The organism is Leptolyngbya sp. Cla-17 (assembly GCF_016807185.1).
Lineage (GTDB): Bacteria > Cyanobacteriota > Cyanobacteriia > Leptolyngbyales > Leptolyngbyaceae > ULC077BIN1.
Map to the genome: position 1 here is coordinate 2,030,408 of NZ_JAEVYN010000001.1, position 19,209 is coordinate 2,049,616.

Consider the following 19,209-nt stretch of genomic DNA (forward strand, 5'->3'; position numbering starts at 1 on the left):
ATTGCAATTCTGCTATTAGCTTGGCTTAATGGGATTTACTTAACGAGTTTCTATCTCTGAGGAACGGCGATCGAGCTCCTCATTTTGCTCTCTGTACTGGGCTGCCAAAGATTCTATTTGCTTTTTTTCCCGTTTCAAGGTTTCTTCAAGCTGCTCAAGTTGTTCGCGACGAGCCTCTAACTCTAATACGCGCCGATCCAGATCTTGGCTTTGTAGTGTGAGATTTTGTCGCCATTGTTCTGCTCGTTCAGATTCTTTCTGCAAGAATTGTGGAGTAACGCCCGTGACTAACAAAGTGCTAATGATATTTAATAACCAATCTTTGACATCACTAATTTCTAGTATTTCGTGAGCATCGGAAAGCGTGACCAAAACCAGTGATCCCTGATAATACTGAGTTGTTTGAGCACAATCTAAAGTATCTTGCTCATTGGCGATCGCCCAAGCATATTCAGAGCGCTGACGAGCGAGTATTCGCAGCTCTGCCCTATTGGCAGAGTCTTTAATCTCTACTTGAGCCAAACACAGCATGCTTTTGCCTTTCTGCTTTTCCGAGTATAAAAACAAACATAAAGCTCGTTGGTTGATGCTACAAGTCAGAGCGAGCAACTTTACAGCCTAAACATTTATTGCCCAAGGACTCTTAATAATTTCTTACCTTGTCACGAAGAGAGTATACCCCTTCTTTTTAAGGGAATTTAATAATTATCCCTAGATTTTGTTTTTTGGAATGGCTAGCATGGCTGAAGTTAAAGTTCTCGTAGCCGATTCTGCAAGATTTCAGCTTGTTTTTGCGCTTCTGCAAGAGTAGATTGAGCGGCTTGAACCACGTCTGCTGGAGCTTTGCTCACAAATCTAGGATTATTCAATCGACCCGAAAGCGCTTGAATCTCCGCTTCAATTTTTTTCAAGTCTCTTTCCAATTTGGCACGCAGAGCATCCATATCTACTACGCCCGAAAGAGGAATGAGTATTTGCACGGTGCCGGTTACTCCAACAACCATTTTTTCAGTAGCGATTCCCGTAGGGGTCGGTTCCTGAATCGCCGGGCCAACCGCTGGAGGATGCTGGATGGTGAGATGTTCTACTTTTGCCAAATCTTGGATAGATGATTGCCCAGCAGTCAGAATTTGGCGTTCGCGATCGCTTTCACTTTGCAAAATTGCCCGAATCTTCACTCCCGGCTTGATGTCAGCTTCTGCCCGGAGGTTACGAATCGTGCGAATCGTGTCGGTGATCAAGGTAAACTGCTGTTCCAGTTCAGCATCAATCAAATTTGGATTGACTTCTGGATAGGATTGCAAGGCAAGAGGATGAGGTGTGGCTGACCCTGAGCCCGTCAACGTTTGCCAGAGTTCTTCGGTAATGTGCGGCATGAAAGGATGTAACAGTTTTAAGATGCCATCTAGCACAAACGCCAACACTTGCTGGGCGGCTTGTTTGGATTGAACATCGTCTCCGAGGAGGCGCGATTTTACTAATTCGATGTACAAATCGCAAAAGTCGCCCCAGAAGAATTCATACAAACCCTTGGCAGCTTCTCCCAAAGCAAAACTGTCGATCGCGCTGCGAGTTTGTTGAGTGACTTGATGGAAACGGGATAAGATCCAGCGATCAACCAGTTGAAGAGAAGTGTGAGTTCCCTTTTCTAACTCAGAAATCAACATTGAGAACTCATAACTTTCTCCTAAGTTGATCATCACAAAGCGGGAAGCATTCCACAGCTTATTGGTGAAGTTGCGAGAGGCTTCCACCGATTCGGATTCATCGGTTTTGCGGTTATACAGTAGGCGAATATCTTGCCCCGCACCCGCCACTTCTTTAATCAAGGTGTAGCGAAGAGCATCGGTGCCATATTTGTTAATTAGCAGTAGCGGATCGATCCCATTGTTGGCGGATTTAGACATTTTTTTGTTGTTTTCATCCCGGACCAAGCCATGGATGTAGACCGTTTTGAATGGCATTTGTCCAGTAAAGTGCTTTGCCATCATGGTCATACGAGCGACCCAGAAAAAGATGATGTCAAACCCGGTGACAAGCGTAGTGGTGGGATAGTAGCGATCGAAATCTGCTGTTTGGTTGGGCCAACCCAGGGTAGAGAAAGGCCATAGACCCGATGAAAACCAAGTATCCAATACATCGGGGTCTTGTTTAAGCTGCACCTCTGAGCCAAATTGAGCGATCGCTTTTTCCCTGGCTTCGGCTTCATTGCGTGCCACGACAAAAGGTGTATTGTCCCCAATCTCGCCCTCAGTTTCACTCACGGCATACCAAGCAGGAATTTGGTGTCCCCACCAAAGCTGCCGTGAGATGCACCAATCGCGCAGGCTCACCAGCCAATCACGGTAAACTTTCGTCCAGCGATCGGGCACAAAAACGGGAGAGTCTTGCTCATCTAAGCAATTCAACGCCTGCTGGGAAAGCGAATCGATTTTGACGAACCATTGCGTCGAAAGCAGCGGCTCTACCGGAACTTTGCCGCGATCGCTGTAGGGAACGGTGTGCTTGTAGTCTTCCACCTTGACTAGAGCGCCCAATTCTTCTAGCTTGGAAACTACCTTTTTCCGTGCCACAAAGCGGTCTTGCCCCTGAAACTCACCGCCATTTTCATTTAGGCTACCGTCTTTATTTAAGATGTTGATGAAGGGCAGATTGTGACGTTTGCCCATTTCAAAGTCGTTGAGATCATGAGCTGGCGTAACTTTGACGCAGCCTGTTCCAAAGGTGGCATCCACATACTCATCGGCAATGATTGGAATCTCGCGATTCATGATTGGTAGCAGGAGTGTTTTGCCAATGATGGATTGGTAGCGATCGTCTGCGGGATTCACCGCCACTGCTGTATCACCCAACATCGTCTCTGGTCGAGTGGTTGCTACTTCCACATATCCAGAGCCATCCGTCAGTGGATAGCGGAAGTGCCACAGGTGACCGTTTACTTCTTGATTTTCCACTTCTAGATCAGACACTGCCGATTGACTCGCAGGGCACCAGTTGACCAAATACTGCCCTCGATAAATCAGACCTTCCTCATACAGTGTGATGAAGGCTTCTAACACGGCAGATGATAAGCCTTCATCCATAGTGAAGCGTTCTCGCGACCAGTCCACCGACAAGCCCAAGCGTCGCAGTTGCCCAACGATCGTGCCGCCAGATTCTTCTTTCCACTCCCAGGCTCGTTTCAAATAGGCTTCCCGCCCCACATCCTGCCGAGTTCTGCCCTGAGCTTTGAGTTCGCGATCGAGGATGGCGCTAACGGCAATACTGGCGTGATCAGTTCCTGGCAACCATAAAGTATTGCGTCCAATCATTCGGTGATACCGCACCAGCACATCAATCAAGGAGTGTTCAAAGGCATGCCCCATGTGAAGACTACCCGTGACATTCGGCGGGGGGATGACAACACAGTAAGGTTCGCCAATATGGTTGGGGTCTGCTTTGAAAACTTGATTGTCTTCCCAATACTGTTGCCATTTGGCTTCAGTGGTGGAGGGATCATATTGAGTGGATAGACTGGTTGGGGTTGCGGTCATGGAAGGAATGGCAGTAGGGACTGTGAAAAAAAGAGAGGATTAATTAGTCTATCAAGGTATCTAAATTGTGCCATGGCGATCGCTCAGTGAGAATGAAAACCATTCGTTCGCTTGTTCTCACTCTGAAAACTGGTTGTAATGGTTGTAAAATCAACTCAACGAATTGCATGACTTTTATTGGGCTGTGACCTTTTGCTCCGCAATATTCCAATAGGTAAACCCCAGAGCCGTGTATTCCACGTTTTCAACTTTATTCCGCACTGCTGCCATTGCCATTTGGTTTGCCAAGTAAATGAAAGGTAAATTCTCTTGAGTGATTTGCTGGGTTTTGCCATAAATCACTTTGCGCTTACTTTCGTCTAGTTCCTGTGCGCCTTGAATATAAAGCTGCCCAATTTCTTTTTCCCAATCAGACACTTGCCGTCCAATAACAGGGGGACTTCCGGGTTTAGAACCCTGGTTGAATGTATGTGAACCGCCGTCTGGATTCCAAACATTAAATCCGTTATTGGGTTCAACGCCACCCGTTAAACCCAGCATGACGCAGTCCCAATCAAGGGAAGTATCTAACTTTTCAATGACAGTATTAAAGGAAGTAGGGGCAAAATCTACCTGCATCCCGATCTCGGCGAGATCTTGCTTAATCTGAGCACCGATAGCTACTCGCAGTTTGTTCTCCGCATTGGTGATCATACTAAACCGAACTCGATTGCCATCGGCATCCAATAGCTGTTGCTGCTTGTCATACTTAAACCCCGCTTGACGCAGCAGTTCTTTAGATTTTTGCGGATCGTAATTGTAAGTCTTAAGCCCTTCCGCTGGCGATAGATAGAAAGGACTTTGTACCGAAATCGGCGAGTTTTGCGGTTTTGCCAACCCGCGAAATACGTTGTTAATCAGCTTATCTCGGTTGATTGCGTAAGCAACCGCCTGACGAAATTCTTTAGTGTTAAACCAGCGTGACTTAATAGGATCGACCAAGGGCGTTTCATCTGTGCGGCGACCCGTATTTAGGTTAAACATGGTGTAGAGAGTACCCATGCGTAAGCCACCCTGCTGAATTTGAAAGTTGCCGCGCTTTTCTTCTTGCTTCAGCAGTGAAAAGTCTTCGGGACGTAGGGAACCTAAACCTGCCAGTTGATCCAGTTCGCCTGAGCGAAAGCGGAGGAGTTCGGTATCGGTAGACTCGACAATCTGCATAACAATTCGTTCAATGTGAGGTAACGGCTGACTCTGGCTATCTTTGCGCCAATAGTTGGGATTGCGCCGAAACACATAACGTTGGCTAGGAGTGTAGCTTTCAAGCATGAAGGGTCCGTTAACGACCAGCTTTTGGGGATCTGTATTAGTGCCCCAGGTAGATAAAAATTTGGGTTTACCCTCATCGTCGTTTGTAAAAACGGATTCGCGCAGTATGTGTTCTGGCAAAAGGCCCATACCTAAGACTCGTAGAAAGGGCGCGAACGGTTCAGGTGTAGTGAACTCTACACGCCGTTGATCAACTTTGCGAACGGTTGGAAATTTGCCGCTCTTGCCAATCCGCAGTAAATCTCGCAGGTCGGTGGGAATTTTTTCATTGAGATAAACATCTCGGTAGGTGAAAATTACGTCATCTACTGTAAGCGGTTGCCCATCAGACCACTTCAGCCCATTGCGCAGGGTAAAGGTGATGCGCTGTTTATCAGGAGAGATCTCCCAGGATTCGGCAAGGGCTGGCTCAATTTTGCCGGTTTTGCCGTTTTCAGCAATTAAGCCTTCGGCGGTGTAAAGAAAAATGTTAGGAAACTCGCCATAAAACGCGTAGTTAAAGGTCTTGAAATCGCCCAATGTGCTGATCACAAGCTGAGAAACTTGCGCTGCTTTGGTTTTGAAGATTGCTTGATTACATGCACCCAAGGCGATCGCACAGATTACCCCCAACCCCATCAGTACCCATCGATTTAAGTTTGGTAAGCGTATATTCATTGTTTAATTGAGGCTTTCTAATAAAACCACTGCATAGGCGGCAATTCCTTCTTCTCGCCCAGTAGCATCAAGCGTTTCATTGGTTGTGGCTTTAATACCAACCTGGTCAGGTTGCAGTTTGAGAACGCTAGAGAGGCGATCGCGCATTGCGGCAATATGAGGCTTTAGCTTGGGTCGTTCTGCCACGATTACGGAGTCAATGTTGCCAATCTGCCAGCCGCGATCGCGAATCAGTTGATCCACCTGTTCTAGCAACTGCAAGCTATTTGCACCTTCCCATTGTGGATCGATCGGTGGAAAGTAATGACCAATATCACCCAAACTTAACGCCCCCAGCATCGCATCCATAATGGCATGGGTCAAAACATCTGCATCGCTATGCCCCAGTAACCCTAAAGAATGTTCAAGCTTTATGCCGCCCAAGATCAAGGCACGTTCTGGCACTAATCGATGGATATCGTAGCCATTTCCAATCCGAATTGCAGCCATTAAACTTAGCTCTTAGCAGTTAGCGATCAGACTTGATTATAAGAGAGGAAGGGGTTCGGGTGTGGAACATGGAGGAAAGCACTCATAACTAAAAAGCCTTCTAGCTGACGGGGCTAAAAGGCTAATAGAAATATTAAAATGCCGCGGTAAGAAGAGGTAATCAGTTGCTAACTGTTTACGCCTGCCGAGAGTAATACTCAACCACTAACAGTTCATTAATTTGCAGGGCAATCCATTCACGTTCGATAAGGCTATTAACCTTACCTTGCATTTTGGCTTTATCGAATTCTAAATGGCTAGGCAGATTTGCTAACCCAGGATATAGCAGGTTTGTTTCAACCATCTTACGAGAGCGCTCGTTGTCTCTCACGCCAATAGCTTCACCTGCACGGCACTGATAGCTGGCAATATCCACTACACGCCCGTTGACGGTAATATGCCCGTGATTCACCAATTGGCGCGCTGCGGGAATGGTAGGAGCCATACCTAACCGAAATATCGTATTGTCCAAACGCATTTCTAGCAGTTGAAGCAGCGCTTCCCCTGTGGAACCGACTTTACGACGTGCTTTACGAACATAACCTAGCAATTGACGTTCGCTTAACCCATAGTTAAAGCGAAGCTTTTGCTTTTCCTCCAAACGTACTGCATATTCAGAACGCTTTTTGCGTGCCTGACCATGCTGACCAGGTGGATATGCCCGTCGGGGTGCTTTGCGCGTTAAACCAGGCAGATCTCCCAGGCGGCGCACAATTCGGAGGCGCGGACCTCTATATCGCGACATTTACCTTCCTCTGAAAATCGAAAACTAGACAAGACTCCTTATCATACGCGATTGGGAAACAGGATGGAAGCCCTTGAGCAATTTTCTTGATTGATTGCAGGATTCTTTTAGAATAAGAGCATGAAACAAGTTTTGATTAAGGCGATTCGCGGTTACCAGGTCGGGCTTTCACCACTCCTGCCCCCTACATGCCGCTTCCAACCCACCTGCTCTGAGTACGCGATCGCAGCGATCGCCAATCATGGGGTGCTAAAGGGAAGCTGGTTAAGCACCCGTCGGATTTGCCGTTGTCATCCCTTCCATCCTGGTGGATATGATCCGGTTCCTCCGGTTGCCGCGCCACTTTCTCAATCGCCGAATCAATCAGAGACTCTACCGTGAAGCCCCATTACTCCATTCCTATTGCAGAGTGTGGCGAACCATTGGTGCCCATTCCTTTAGAACAATTTGCTTGGGTATCGCCTCATCCTTATATGGCACTGGGTGCGACCTACGGAGATCGATCGCCATTCTTTGTGCGTCAAACTGTTCTGAAGCGTTTAAGGAAGGCTCAATATTATTTGCAAAAACAGCGCTCTGGCTGGCGGCTGCAAATTTTTGATGTCTATCGACCGCTGAGCGTGCAGCAGTTTATGGTGGATTACACGTTTCAAGCAGTGGCAGCCAAAGCTGGGTTAGAAACCACCATAATGACCGAGGCTAAGCGCCAAGAAGTTCTGGAGCAGGTGTATGAATTTTGGGCAGCACCGCTAGTTGATCCCGCGACTCCGCCTCCCCACAGCACGGGAGCCGCGATCGACCTGACGCTGGTTAATGAGATAGGTAAGCCAGTCGAAATGGGATCGGTAATTGATGAGTTGTCGTCGCGTTCCTATCCCAACTACTTTGCTAACAATGTTGGCATGGATGATCAACGCTATCATTCTCATCGAGAATTGCTATGTCAAAGTATGGAAGCGGCTGGTTTTTTGCGGCATCCGAAGGAATGGTGGCATTTTTCCTATGGGGATCAGCTATGGGCTTGGTTATATCGGCAAGCAAATTCTGATGGTTTGGCTGAGCCAGCGATCGCTCACTATGGCCAGGTAGAAGAGACAGCTAGATCTATCTAAAGAATGGGACGAAAATCAGTCTTGCAGCCGATGAATTGGTATATTCAACCCAATATGCTGTAGAGCATTCGATGAATTTGAGTTAAGGGGTATATGAAATGAATCTATTATTAGCAGTTGCGACAAGTGCTGGCGAGCGTTTTCCGACAGCGTTTACGGCAGTCTATGTTGTTGGTTTTATAGCGGCTGTGACAATTGGCTCCGTCGCTTGGTACAACGCTAAGCGTCCTGTTGGCTGGGAAAGCAAGGAGCGACCCGAAGTGGTTCCCGAAGTGAAAGACACTGAAAATCCAGGCGTTTAAAGTAGCCTGCTAAGTGGAGATCATAGTGCTATTCCAACTTGGAAATCCAGCGTTTATAAACGCTGCGAATCGCAGATAGGACAGCATTGCTTGACTGATCTCCGCTCTTACCGGTCGGGGCGAAAGACTGTAATTCTGTGAGTAGCTTGGCTTCTTCAGTGTCAACTGTGCCATCGCTATAGATTAAGCCGCTGACGGCTTCTAAGAGTTGTTGGCATTCTTCAAAACTGGGGCGATCGCCCAGATATTGCTTAACCCATTCGTAGCATTCGCTGGGTTTTACCGAGGTAAATTCGTGGAGTAAAGGCTGAATTTCCGCTTCATCAGCAACTCCTTTTTCGAGAGCAATACGGTTGAGATATTCCCGCTCTTCAGGTTGAATTTTTCCGTCGATCCAGGCAGTTCCAATCAAAATTTTGACCAAATTTATAACGCTTTTGTCTGTCATCTTTTTTGTCTCTGAGAACTTCGCTTAACAGAAAGGGATGAGTAATTTGAGAGCACATCCCATCATCGCTCACCATACGCTATGGGGTCGTGACAAAGAGAACTATCAAGTTATTTGTCACATTTTTTGTTTGGAATTAGAATATCACCGACTGAGTTGTGCCATAAAAAATCCATCCATGGAATGTTGATAGGGCAAAACTTTGATCCATCCAGCTGATGAAACAAATCTAGAGGCAGGAAAATCAATAATGGGTTGCAATTTCCAGTCGGGATGGGTTGTTAAAAAGTGTTGAATTTGATTTTCATTTTCTGCGGGGTGCAGGGTGCATGTGGCATATACTAATACGCCATGAGGCTTAACCCATGTTGCTGCTTGATTGAGCAATTCGGCTTGCAAGGTTGCCAAATCTTGAACAGTTGTGGGAGTTTGTCGCCAGCGGGCATCGGCATGGCGATGTAAGGTACCTAAGCCAGAACAGGGCGCATCTACCAATACTCGATCTGCTTGATTGGTATGCGTTAGGGCACGGCTGTCGGCAGCTTCAACTTGAATAGAATGCAACCCCAAGCGATCGCAGTTTTGCTGCACTTTTTTTAAGCGAGATGGGGTTTTATCATAGGCGTATACCACCCCGCTATCGCCCATCAATTCTGCTAGGTGGGTTGATTTTCCGCCCGGTGCGGCACAGGCATCAATCACCGTTTCGCCCGGTTGTGGATTGACGCAATGGCTGACCAATTGAGCGCTCCAATCCTGCACCATCCACCAGCCCTCCTCAAAACCAGGTAGATTGCGAATAGCACCCGCATGATTGACCAACCGTAGTGCTTGCGGCAAAACGGCCGATCGCTCTACCAAAACTCCCGACTCCTGCATTGCCGCTTCTACCTGCTCAATGGATGCCCTTAAAGGATTAACCCGCAAATCAATACGGGGCGATTGATTCATCCAATCACACAGTTTTTCGGTGTTCTCTAGCCCAAATTGCGCTTGCCACACTTCCACAATCCAATCGGGATAGCTGTACAAAACGGCTAAGCGTTGAATGGGATCGCTGGGAAGTTGTAGCGAATCAGATGCCAAAAGCCGGATATATTGCCGCAAGATGCCATTGACTACCCCTGCAAGTCCGGCAAATCCATTACTTTTTGCAAGTTCTACCGATGTATTGACAGCGGCTGAGGGGGGCACGTGGGTAAGATACCGAAGCTGGTAAAGCCCCAAATGGAGAATTAAGCGGAGATTAGGCGGTTGGCGATCGCTCTGCTTTTTGCCCAGTTGCGTGATCAGAGCATCTAAAGTCCGCTGCCGCCGAACGCTGCCATAGACCAATTCCGTTGCCAACCGTTTATCGGGTTCGCTCAGATCTTGTTGCAGGGTTTTTGCCAGCACATCATCGGCAAAACCGCCGCGACTGATAGCCTGAAGTGCTAAAAATGCTTGTTGACGTGGATCTTGAGCCACTAGCGAGGGGGACGACGACGCTGGAGGAACTCAGGAATATCCAACCCAGTCATTGGAGGTTTCGCCTTTGGTTCTGCTGGAATGGCAGCAGGTGGAACGGCAGGCGAACTCATGGGACGTTTCAGAGCAGAGGGTTTAGCAGTCTGAGTCTGACGCACTTGGGGTTCCCCAGTGAAACCAGTGGCAATCACCGTAATCCGCAGTTCTCCTTGCAGCCGTTCATCAATCACCGCACCAAAAATAATATTGGCATTTGGATCAACCACTTCATAGATAATTTCAGCCGCTGCATTGACTTCGTGCAACGTTAGATCAGTGCCGCCAGTGATATTAAAGACAACTCCACGGGCACCGTCGATTGATGACTCCAGCAATGGGGAGGAGATAGATGCCATTGCTGCTTCTCTAGCCCTAGATTTGCCTGTACCTACGCCAATCCCCATCAATGCCGATCCGGCATCTGCCATCACTGCTCTCACATCGGCAAAGTCAACGTTGACCAATCCAGGAATAGTAATGATGTCTGAAATCCCTTGGACTCCTTGCCGAAGAATGTCATCTGCGGTACGGAACGCCTCTTGCACAGGGGTTTGCTCAGAAATCACCGTCAAAAGTTTATCATTTGGAATGATGATTAAGGTATCTACTCGGCTTTGGAGGGCCGCAATACCTTCCTCTGCTTGACTGGTGCGGCGGCGACCTTCAAAAGTAAAAGGGCGAGTGACGACCCCAACGGTTAAGGCTCCCAGTTCTTTGGCAACTTCTGCCACCACAGGGGCAGCACCCGTTCCTGTGCCACCGCCCATACCAGCAGTAATAAATACTAAATCAGAATTTTCGAGGGCTGCTGCAATTTCATCTCGCGATTCTTCGGCCGCCTTTTGCCCAATAGCTGGGTTTCCGCCTGCGCCTAAGCCTCTCGTGAGCTTTTGCCCTACTTGCAAGCATTTTGAAGCGGAAGATTGAACAAGTGCTTGGGAATCGGTGTTAACCGTCCAAAACTCAACTCCCACAACCTCACTGGCGATCATCCGATTTACAGCATTACCGCCACCACCGCCTACTCCAATGACTTTAATCTTTGCCACGCTACCAGGCACAATGTCATTACTCCTGTATTCGTCTCTAGACAACCCTTTTACATCATTAGATTGGTTCATATGATTACCGGAGTTGGTGAATGGGCTTGCAGGAGCGATCGCCCGTAAAAAGTTGGGCTGTCCTTCAGGAGAAATAGTGTTTCCGTGGGCATTTTCTAAGCCATTGTTAAGTGTCATTGGAATAGCAGGCAATTTAACAATAAATATAGATGAAATTTGAGTGGATTAAATACAAAATCGAGGCTTCCAAAGCTGACTCTAACCAACTATAAAGGAACTTGTTTGAAAAACCAATCTTGCTAAAGAGCTTATGATAGCGTGAAATGTCCCCGTTGCTTGAGTACATTAAATTGCCTGGCAGAACACGTTGCTATCGGTTTTCTGAACCACTCAAGGGCTATCTGGTTTAACAGAACCTTTTGATCCAGATGTTTGAATAAATGGTGAGTCTGGATTTCTTAAGTCAATGTAAGCGACTTGATCAAGACTAACTTGATTAGGAAGTTTGCGCATGCGATCGAGGGTTTTAATTTGTTCAGAAAATTGCATTCCATAAGGACCTAGATGAATCGTTCCTAATTCAGTTTTTAGGATTAAGTTTGCTGGATTCTGAAAATCAAGTTCCGTAATTTTGATTGGGCTTCGGCTGATTTCCCGATACAGCGTAGACCAGTTACGACGATAGTGTTCTGGATTCCCAATTACTTTAAGGCTTGGCAGCTTAATGGACTGTTGGATGAGAGTGTAGTTTTCTAGCGGTAGCCGCATTCCATTCTCATCTAACAATCCAATTTTGGCGGCAGTGTCTTTGCTTTTGATAGAGTTTTGAGATAGCAATTGAATATCACTGGTGTTGGCTAGAACGATCGCAACGGGATAACGTTCTACAACTCGGATAGTCAGGCTTGGTGGAAATAGCTGCCGGTTCACTACCACATCTGAGATTGGGGCTTTTGTTTTTAACTCTTTTGCGATCGCTTCAGGTTTCAACTGCAACAGCGATTGGGGGTAAGCGATGGGAACTAGCGAGCGTAAAGCCTGCGATGGAATCAATCGATTACCTTCTACCTTAATTTGCTCAGGCTTGCGAATCAACCAAATGGGTAGCGTTGTCACCCAAACCAATCCCCCTGCTAATGCTGTGACCGTTAATCCTCGCCACAGTGCCTGAAATAAGCGCACACGACGTTGACGACGTAGCCGTTGCCGCCGTTGGATTAAATCCACTTGTGAGGGAGAAGTAAAATTACCAGCCATCCAACTCAATTAAACCAGTGCTACTTGCAGGAACTAGCCTCTTAACATAGTCGAATTTTGTAAATTTGTAGAGCAAACTTACGACGGATTTGGGTTGTCTGATGCTAAAGGATATCCCAAAAGCCTAAACAAGGCTAATTAAGAACCGTTACAGGATTGCGATCGCTTCTCAGAAATTCTCTCATCCTGCTAACTCTTGTAGCTGATTGGCGACTCGTTCACCAAATTCGGGATCAGTGTTGGCTAGTCCTAGTAGTTGCAAATATTCTTGACGAGTTAAGCCCGCAGTCTCAATGATTGCCAATGCTTCGGCTTCAATCTCCTGCTCCAAACGGCGTGATTCTGCATTGCCCTCAGTGCTTTGCAACTCTCCTTCTCGTCTTTCTATCAGTTTGACGACTTGAAGACAGGCTCGAACAAACTGGTTGACTTTTTCAGAGGGAATATTGCCAGGATCCAGGTTGGGACGAGTGATGAGCGGTTGCTCAAGAATTTGTTCAGGCAGTTTAGGAAGATTAGCTGCAAATCCGCTAGAACTCAGGAATATGCTGCTAGCGATCGCACATAGCATGACATAAAGAATCGTTTTCAGCGATCTGTGAACAGCTTGCCACATGGGAGGTCCAATGGGTAGAAGATACGGAGTTTGAGGTAAGCGTACGTTTGTTTAGGTCGGAACTGCGGTTGTTTGAGGCGTGGCTATTTCAGCAAGTTGGGGGCGAAGTACCAAATAAATCACTGCCCCAAATAAAGGGATGAAAGCGACTGTCCAGAAAATCCGGGCATCCTTCAAACCTCGTCGTGCCATATCGTCGCCTAGCAACGTTGGAAACAGCAGACACAGCAAGCAAAAATCCAGGCTCATGACGTGGATAAAGCGGCTAGTTTTCCACTGAAATACAAACTCTTGCCAGTTACCTTGAGTCAATCCATAGGTGAATAGACCCATTGCTGCGATCGCCACCCCAATTCCCAATAAGCGAGAATCGAGTAGCTTAATCAGCCAGGTCTTTTTACCCACAAACGACGGGTTGGGCTGCCGCAATGCTAAATAGGGCAACAGAGCAAAAGCACCAACTGCAAACGATGCCACTGAAAATGCCCAAGCAGGTAGACGTTGCCCTCGTCCATCGGTATAGAGAAGACAGGCATACATTACCGGCAGCACGCCCATGATGTTAAATAACGCCACAATCAGAGGATTGATCCCATCAATTTGTCCTGTGGAAAGACGCTTAATTAAATCTAGAGTGTCTGGTTGATCGGGTGGAGCAAAGTTAAAGGCGTAGATGGTAAAGGTAAGCCAGAGCAATCCCAGGGCAATTTTTCTAAAGGTAGGCTGGTTCATGGGTAAGGGGCTAGGAGAACAGGAAGAAGAAAGAGCAGCTAAAATTTACAGGGCAATGGAAAAAGATTGAGCTGGATTTTAGAAAAAAGGCAGTGGGCACAACCCTTTTAGTGTAGAAGTTTTTGGGAAATACTTATGATTAGCGCTCTTTTCCAACTTCTAAATTCCCGTCCCTAGCCCTTCCTCTGATATCATGCTTGGTATGCTTTAACCTTAATAAACCTGTGGTGCAAAGTCCTATTCCTCCCAACTCAGTGCCCTTGCTATTGGATGATGCTGTTATTTGGTCGCAACTATTGCAGCAGCTCCTCGATCTCCAATCGCTTACACCCGACCAAGCCTCTCACCTGATGCAGGGCTGGCTGGCTAAAGCGATTCCGCCAGTTCTGTCTGGTGCCATTTTGGCGGCCATTCAAATGAAAGGGGTTTCGGCGGCAGAATTGGCAGGCATGGCGCAGGTTTTGCACCAGCAGTCTTACTCGCTTCCCAGTCTTCACTCTTCACTCCCTACTCCCCTAATCGACACCTGCGGCACGGGTGGAGATGGGGCTGGCACGTTCAATATTTCAACGGCAGTGGCGTTTGTGGCAGCAGCGGCAGGCATTCCCGTTGCTAAACACGGAAATCGCTCGGCATCGAGTCGAGTTGGTTCGGCAGATGTGTTGGAAGCGTTAGGCATTCACCTTGGCGCACCTGCCGAAACAATTCAGGCGGCAGTAAATGAAGTGGGCATTACTTTTCTGTTTGCTCCAGGTTGGCATCCGGCATTGAAAGGAGTGGCAACCCTACGGCGATCGCTGGGTGTGCGGACTGTGTTCAATCTGCTGGGACCATTGGTAAACCCGATGCGCCCTACAGGACAGGTGATTGGCGTATTTGATCCAGCATTGCTGGAAACGATCGCACAAGCTCTACAGCTATTGGGAACGAAACGGGCGATCGTCCTGCATGGACGAGAACGTTTAGATGAGGCAGGTTTAGGCGACGCTACCGATCTTGCCCTGCTATCAAATGGACAGGTTAGTTCGGCAGTTCTCAATCCAGCCGAATTGGGCTTAGAAAAAGCACCTCTAAGCGCGATCGCAGGGGGCGACGTGCAGCAAAACGCCGATATTCTCAAAGCTGTTTTGCAAGGAAAAGGCACTCAGGCTCAGCAAGATGTGGTTGCCCTCAATGCCGCCCTCGCCTTGCAAGTAGGAGAAACCCTTGCTGACTCTGAAAACCCTTACTCTGAGGGCATTATTCACGCTCAAACAATCCTGCAAAGCGGTGCCGCTTGGGACAAGCTGGAACAATTGATCGAGTTTTTGAAATAGCTATTTTAGGAAGTAAAGTAGCTCGCAGCGCATTTCAAAGATAGTGCTTCAGAAAGCCATCGCTTTTTCAATGAGTTTTATCTAAATCCTTGCCAGATTTTTGTTGTATTGGAATTGCGATCGTAAATTCGGTGCCGCTGCCACACTGGGAAACGCATTGCAAGGTGCCGCCGTGTTTTTCCGTAATAATTTGGTGACTGATGGATAGCCCTAGCCCGGTTCCTTTACCGATTGATTTTGTGGTGAAGAACGGATCAAATAGCTGGTTCTGTATCTCTTCTGGAATACCAACTCCATTGTCAGTGATTGTGATTTGAACAGAATTGGGCTCGGCGATCGCGGTTTGAATACGAATCGCAAATGAGCCTTCTCCACTCGCCGACTCCATACTTTCATCCAGCGCATCGTTCGCGACGCGTGACACATTTCTGTCCATCTTTTCTTCTAACGTGTCAATCGCATTCACCAACAAATTCATAAACACCTGATTCAACTGTCCGGGGTAGCACTCCACCAGCGGCAAGTTGCCATATTCCCGAGTAACTTCAATCTCGCCTCCCTTGGGTTTTGACTTCAAGCGATTTTGGAGAATCATCAGCGTACTATCAATGCCCTGATGAATATCCACCGCTTTGATATCAGCCTCATCTAGTCGCGAGAAGTTACGCAAACTGAGGACAATTTCCCGAATTCGATCGGTGCCAAGCTGCATGGATGCCAACACTTTGAGTAAATCAATTTGCAAAAACTCAATATCCATCTCGTCGGCTTGCTGCTGAATCTCTGTTGCTGGCGCAGGATAATGATGTTGATAAAGCGCCACTAGGTCGAGCAAATCGTGAGAGTAGCGACTAATGTGACTGATATTGCCGTGGATGAAATTTACTGGGTTATTAATTTCGTGGGCAATTCCCGCCACAAGCTGTCCTAAGCTAGACATCTTCTCGCTTTGAATCAGCTTCAGTTGCATTCGCTTTAGTTGCCTGAGTGAGTTTTCTAAAGCTTGCGATCGCGATCGTTCCTTTGCCTCAGACACTTGCAACACTTGATTTATCTGTTTCAGATGTTGTTCGCGCTGAAAAATCTCCTGTGCCATTCTGTGAAATGCTTTGAGCAACTGTCCAGATTCATCCTGTGAGCGGGTCATCCGTCCCAAGTTGCCCACCTGAAACCGTTCTAGCTGCTGTAGGGTCGGCATGCCTTTACTCAAATCATCAGCGATCGCCGTTAACTGCTGAATGGGGTGAATTACCGCTCGTCTCAGCAGGAAGTTGATCACCAAAATCATCGCCATAAATAGCCCAACCAGCAGCCCAATCATCAACGATAAATTTTTTAGCCCCAACTCCAACACTTTACTGGCAGGAACATAGATCGTTTGCGCCGTCACAATCTCATGTAACTGCCAGCCAAAACCATGCTCTGAGCCGTATTTTACAAGCTGGCTTTTGGGTGCGCGATCGGGCTGACTGTGACATTGCAAGCAACTTGGCTGACTCACCGACAACGGATGCGCCAGGTAATACAACTTATCCCCTTTCAGCATTCGATAGCCCGATAGCTCTTGCTTATTTTTATCTTGCCGAAACTGATTGATTAGGTTCGCCTCAAACTCGTCTGCCTGATCTTCCAGATTGGTTGGGTTTAAGGTTGCCTCCTTATAAAAGTAGTTCTGAAATTCTGGGTTCTTAGTGAAATTCTCAAAAACTTCCCTAGCAGAAAAAGCCGGGACTGTTTCAGAAATGAAAGCTGACTCAGAACGAAGCTGATCAGCTAAAAGAGGCTTAATATTGTTGCTGGTGTAACTCCTGACGGAATTCATCGTTTGAATAAGCAATTTCGCTTGTCCGCCAATTTGATAGTCCATTGCGATCGACAAAGAACTGCCAATCAAAATAACTCCAACGGCAAATACCAGAAATAGCAGAATATTAAACTTACGTTCCAGCCGGGAGTTCTTCATGAACTGTATAAGTTGAGTAGTGTCACCTACGCTATTTTTCCCGCAGGACGAATTTTTTCAACAACTTAACAACACATTGACTACTCGCTTCACCGCATCGCTCCCATCGTGCTTTTCCAAGACAATTCCTTACACAATACCTTCAGCGCCCGCTGATCGGCTCCGCTGAACAAGCTACTATCAACCAGTTCGGTCAACACCTGCTGGGTCAGTTGAGAGGCAAAGGTGCCGCCACATCGAAGCAGGAGACTGTAATAACAAAACTGGGGACGTTGCACCTCATTGAGATGAAAGCGATAAATTTCGTCGGGGGTCATCCGATAAACCGCCGTATTGACTGGGACAATGACTTTTGGAATGCCGTGCTGTCCATAAGCTACGTCATCCTCTTGTTCTAAAGTGCCGATGAGGATAGTCCATAACAAAGTGCGGGTTTCGCTAATTAAATCAGGAGTGAAGACGGGATCAGGCTCACTCGACAGACGCGGACCCATGTTGAGAAACATCGGGTTGAACAGTTGCGAGTTGTAGATTAAGCCCACTGCCCAATGGCGATCGCGCCCTTCCAGCCGCACAAAGGAACCAAATCCAAAATCATCTGGCTTGGGCGGATTCTCTCGACTAGTTTCATCATCCAGTTCCACAATGTAGTCACAGTGGGAGTTAGACTTTACAACTTTGCCCAAGCGCATGGCGGCTCTCCTGGTATTGACCAAAGATTCTTGCTAGAAAATAATCTAGGCTGGATCAGCTAAGATAATAGTACACGTAATCTATTATTTGCTGCGGTCGCGTTTACTCTAGCAGCGATCGCAGTTTGATGGTGAAATTGTTGATTATTGAAAACGCTTGCCTAGCCAGAGGTGCCAATATCAGTAAGATTAAGAGGAGTAAATTGTTCAAAAGTGAATTTTTACAGCCAAGCCGCGATCGCCAATGATCCATCGCTTTTTTACTTTGCTAGCTCGTTGGCTTTTTTTGCAAGATCCATGTCTTTTTGAGTAATGCCGCCAGCGTCATGAGTTGTAAGGTCGATGGTAACGCGATTGTAGACATTGAACCACTCAGGGTGATGATCCATTGACTCGGCAACTAGTGCCAAGCTAGACATAAATCCAAAGGCTTCCACAAAGGAAGGAAACTGATATTGGCGGTGCAATTTACCGTTTTGAATGCTCCAACCATCCAACTCACTCAAAGCAGCCTCTAGTTGATTGGGGGAAAGCAGAAGAGCGTTCATGGCAGCAATATCCTGAAAAATAGATTTGTTGAAAACAGGTGCCGCGATCGCCGAGGTTGTATGTTCAACACTGAACTGACTCATTGAAATTGCAGAGAACCTATACTGACTCAGTACCGCAATTCCAACAAATAAAAGTAAAGCAGTCAGCTTGAGCCAATGGCGTAACAAAGTTCGATAAAAAACTCGATAGTCCATGAAAAAGCATTCAAAAAAATATGAAAGAATGCTGAAGCAATCACCAAATAAGATTCGGAAATCAGAGATTCTACTCAGCAGCATTTGCTGCCAAATATCATCGCTGATGCCGATTACTTAGACTTGAGATTTTCGATCGCCGTTTCCACGGAACCTTGAAGCGATAAAAATTGCTCCAAACGAACCAACTTCACTGTCTGTGTGACGCGAGGATTGGTGACAATTTGTAGAGTGCCGCTAGCAGTTTGAACTTTCTTTGCTAGCTGAACTAAAGCACCTAGCCCAGAACTATCGATGAAATCAATCTTGGATAAATCCAAAATGAAGTGCTTGGGTCCTTCTTCTACACATTGCGTAAAAACAGAGCGGAATTTTGGCTCGGAGAAAGCATCCAAAAGACCTGCGAGGCGAAATAACTGGTAATCATCCTTGATGTCGCGTGTGCCTCTCAAGCTTACAGTCAAGGTTAGTGGCTCAGGAATAAAACCCTCCTAGTGGTTATAGCCCAAATTAGACGATTCATTATATATTCTTCGAGTTCAATTGAACACAGCAATACTACGCTGAAGCTCACGACATTTTAGCACTCTGGTTTCTAATCGGTAGACTTTTTACAAGCGTATAGAAAGCTATAGGTTGAATTTTGATCATTAGGTCGCGCTCAAAATAGTTCCTACGAAAACGCTA

Annotated in this window: 19 protein-coding genes; 4 read left to right on the forward strand and 15 right to left on the reverse strand. The window is 46.9% G+C overall.

The window, feature by feature from the left end; translation table 11 throughout:
* Positions 1-39: 39 nt before the first annotated feature.
* From JOY44_RS09015 to rpsD, 5 genes are all read right to left on the reverse strand, one after another.
* Complete coding sequence (locus JOY44_RS09015) at positions 40-531, reverse strand: hypothetical protein (RefSeq protein WP_171573262.1); 492 nt, start codon at positions 529-531, stop codon at positions 40-42.
* Between the two features lie 218 nt (positions 532-749).
* The gene (locus JOY44_RS09020) at positions 750-3,533 is read right to left on the reverse strand and encodes a valine--tRNA ligase (RefSeq protein WP_171573263.1); all 2,784 of its coding nucleotides are present in this window, start codon (positions 3,531-3,533) and stop codon (positions 750-752) included.
* 174 nt (positions 3,534-3,707) lie between these two features.
* Positions 3,708-5,498 (reverse strand): ABC transporter substrate-binding protein, encoded by a 1,791-nt coding sequence (locus JOY44_RS09025; protein ID WP_171573264.1) that lies wholly within the window; start codon positions 5,496-5,498, stop codon positions 3,708-3,710.
* A gap of 3 nt (positions 5,499-5,501) precedes the next feature.
* Entirely contained in the window at positions 5,502-5,987 is a 486-nt protein-coding gene (gene ispF / locus JOY44_RS09030) for a 2-C-methyl-D-erythritol 2,4-cyclodiphosphate synthase (RefSeq protein WP_171573265.1), read from the reverse strand.
* 175 nt (positions 5,988-6,162) lie between these two features.
* Entirely contained in the window at positions 6,163-6,771 is a 609-nt protein-coding gene (gene rpsD, locus JOY44_RS09035) for a 30S ribosomal protein S4 (protein WP_171573266.1), read from the reverse strand.
* A 120-nt stretch (positions 6,772-6,891) separates the two neighbouring features.
* On the opposite strand from rpsD, the gene yidD reads away from it, so the two are divergent.
* The 3 genes from yidD (at position 6,892) to psb35 (ending at position 8,185) form a co-directional block, all read left to right on the forward strand.
* Positions 6,892-7,152, forward strand: coding sequence for a membrane protein insertion efficiency factor YidD (gene yidD, locus JOY44_RS09040; RefSeq protein ID WP_171573267.1), 261 nt, complete (start codon positions 6,892-6,894; stop codon positions 7,150-7,152).
* Complete coding sequence (locus JOY44_RS09045; protein WP_171573268.1) at positions 7,149-7,883, forward strand: M15 family metallopeptidase; 735 nt, start codon at positions 7,149-7,151, stop codon at positions 7,881-7,883. The genes yidD and JOY44_RS09045 overlap by 4 nt, the downstream gene beginning before the upstream one ends.
* A 98-nt stretch (positions 7,884-7,981) precedes the next feature.
* Complete coding sequence (psb35, locus tag JOY44_RS09050; RefSeq protein WP_171573269.1) at positions 7,982-8,185, forward strand: photosystem II assembly protein Psb35; 204 nt, start codon at positions 7,982-7,984, stop codon at positions 8,183-8,185.
* A gap of 28 nt (positions 8,186-8,213) precedes the next feature.
* Here the strand turns inward: psb35 and JOY44_RS09055 are convergent, their stop codons facing one another.
* The 6 genes from JOY44_RS09055 to JOY44_RS09080 form a co-directional block, all read right to left on the reverse strand.
* Positions 8,214-8,633: a TerB family tellurite resistance protein gene (locus JOY44_RS09055; RefSeq protein WP_171573270.1), complete on the reverse strand. Its 420-nt coding sequence runs from the start codon at positions 8,631-8,633 to the stop codon at positions 8,214-8,216.
* A 144-nt stretch (positions 8,634-8,777) separates the two neighbouring features.
* A complete protein-coding gene (locus tag JOY44_RS09060) occupies positions 8,778-10,100 on the reverse strand; it encodes a 16S rRNA (cytosine(967)-C(5))-methyltransferase (protein WP_171573271.1) in 1,323 nt (440 codons plus the stop codon).
* Positions 10,100-11,377 carry a cell division protein FtsZ gene (gene ftsZ / locus JOY44_RS09065; protein WP_171573272.1) on the reverse strand — a complete coding sequence of 426 codons (1,278 nt, stop codon included), beginning with the start codon at positions 11,375-11,377 and terminating at the stop codon, positions 10,100-10,102. Before ftsZ ends, JOY44_RS09060 begins: the two co-directional genes overlap by 1 nt.
* Positions 11,378-11,590: 213 nt before the next feature.
* A complete protein-coding gene (locus JOY44_RS09070) occupies positions 11,591-12,457 on the reverse strand; it encodes a cell division protein FtsQ/DivIB (protein WP_171573273.1) in 867 nt (288 codons plus the stop codon).
* Positions 12,458-12,638: 181 nt separating this feature from the next.
* Positions 12,639-13,073 (reverse strand): DUF4168 domain-containing protein, encoded by a 435-nt coding sequence (locus JOY44_RS09075; protein ID WP_197985083.1) that lies wholly within the window; start codon positions 13,071-13,073, stop codon positions 12,639-12,641.
* Positions 13,074-13,124: 51 nt separating this feature from the next.
* A complete protein-coding gene (locus tag JOY44_RS09080) occupies positions 13,125-13,805 on the reverse strand; it encodes a DUF2834 domain-containing protein (RefSeq protein ID WP_171573274.1) in 681 nt (226 codons plus the stop codon).
* Between the two features lie 224 nt (positions 13,806-14,029).
* Here JOY44_RS09080 and trpD point away from each other — a divergent pair, with 224 nt between their 5' ends.
* Positions 14,030-15,121, forward strand: a complete 1,092-nt coding sequence (gene trpD, locus JOY44_RS09085) for an anthranilate phosphoribosyltransferase (RefSeq protein ID WP_245404908.1) — start codon at positions 14,030-14,032, stop codon at positions 15,119-15,121.
* Positions 15,122-15,188: 67 nt separating this feature from the next.
* On the opposite strand, the gene JOY44_RS09090 is transcribed toward trpD, so the two are convergent.
* The 4 genes from JOY44_RS09090 to JOY44_RS09105 form a co-directional block, all read right to left on the reverse strand.
* Complete coding sequence (locus JOY44_RS09090; RefSeq protein WP_197985085.1) at positions 15,189-17,084, reverse strand: c-type heme family protein; 1,896 nt, start codon at positions 17,082-17,084, stop codon at positions 15,189-15,191.
* A gap of 89 nt (positions 17,085-17,173) precedes the next feature.
* Complete coding sequence (locus tag JOY44_RS09095) at positions 17,174-17,776, reverse strand: hypothetical protein (protein ID WP_171573275.1); 603 nt, start codon at positions 17,774-17,776, stop codon at positions 17,174-17,176.
* A gap of 260 nt (positions 17,777-18,036) precedes the next feature.
* Entirely contained in the window at positions 18,037-18,522 is a 486-nt protein-coding gene (locus JOY44_RS31325; protein WP_242541731.1) for a 4a-hydroxytetrahydrobiopterin dehydratase, read from the reverse strand.
* 113 nt (positions 18,523-18,635) lie between these two features.
* A complete protein-coding gene (locus tag JOY44_RS09105; RefSeq protein ID WP_171573276.1) occupies positions 18,636-18,986 on the reverse strand; it encodes an STAS domain-containing protein in 351 nt (116 codons plus the stop codon).
* Positions 18,987-19,209: the final 223 nt, after the last annotated feature.

Excerpts from the sequence above, each read along its gene's own strand:
- JOY44_RS09075 (WP_197985083.1), bottom strand. The coding sequence starts at position 13,073 with ATGTGGCAAGCTGTTCACAGATCGCTGAAAACGATTCTTTATGTCATG.
- JOY44_RS09070 (WP_171573273.1), bottom strand. The coding sequence starts at position 12,457 with ATGGCTGGTAATTTTACTTCTCCCTCACAAGTGGATTTAATCCAACGG.
- psb35 (WP_171573269.1), top strand. The coding sequence starts at position 7,982 with ATGAATCTATTATTAGCAGTTGCGACAAGTGCTGGCGAGCGTTTTCCG.
- rpsD (WP_171573266.1), bottom strand. The coding sequence starts at position 6,771 with ATGTCGCGATATAGAGGTCCGCGCCTCCGAATTGTGCGCCGCCTGGGA.
- JOY44_RS09095 (WP_171573275.1), bottom strand. The coding sequence starts at position 17,776 with ATGCGCTTGGGCAAAGTTGTAAAGTCTAACTCCCACTGTGACTACATT.
- JOY44_RS09025 (WP_171573264.1), bottom strand. The coding sequence starts at position 5,498 with ATGAATATACGCTTACCAAACTTAAATCGATGGGTACTGATGGGGTTG.
- JOY44_RS09080 (WP_171573274.1), bottom strand. The coding sequence starts at position 13,805 with ATGAACCAGCCTACCTTTAGAAAAATTGCCCTGGGATTGCTCTGGCTT.
- JOY44_RS09020 (WP_171573263.1), bottom strand. The coding sequence starts at position 3,533 with ATGACCGCAACCCCAACCAGTCTATCCACTCAATATGATCCCTCCACC.
- JOY44_RS09090 (WP_197985085.1), bottom strand. The coding sequence starts at position 17,084 with ATGAAGAACTCCCGGCTGGAACGTAAGTTTAATATTCTGCTATTTCTG.
- ftsZ (WP_171573272.1), bottom strand. The coding sequence starts at position 11,377 with ATGACACTTAACAATGGCTTAGAAAATGCCCACGGAAACACTATTTCT.
- JOY44_RS09055 (WP_171573270.1), bottom strand. The coding sequence starts at position 8,633 with ATGACAGACAAAAGCGTTATAAATTTGGTCAAAATTTTGATTGGAACT.
- JOY44_RS31325 (WP_242541731.1), bottom strand. The coding sequence starts at position 18,522 with ATGGACTATCGAGTTTTTTATCGAACTTTGTTACGCCATTGGCTCAAG.
- JOY44_RS09015 (WP_171573262.1), bottom strand. The coding sequence starts at position 531 with ATGCTGTGTTTGGCTCAAGTAGAGATTAAAGACTCTGCCAATAGGGCA.
- ispF (WP_171573265.1), bottom strand. The coding sequence starts at position 5,987 with ATGGCTGCAATTCGGATTGGAAATGGCTACGATATCCATCGATTAGTG.
- yidD (WP_171573267.1), top strand. The coding sequence starts at position 6,892 with ATGAAACAAGTTTTGATTAAGGCGATTCGCGGTTACCAGGTCGGGCTT.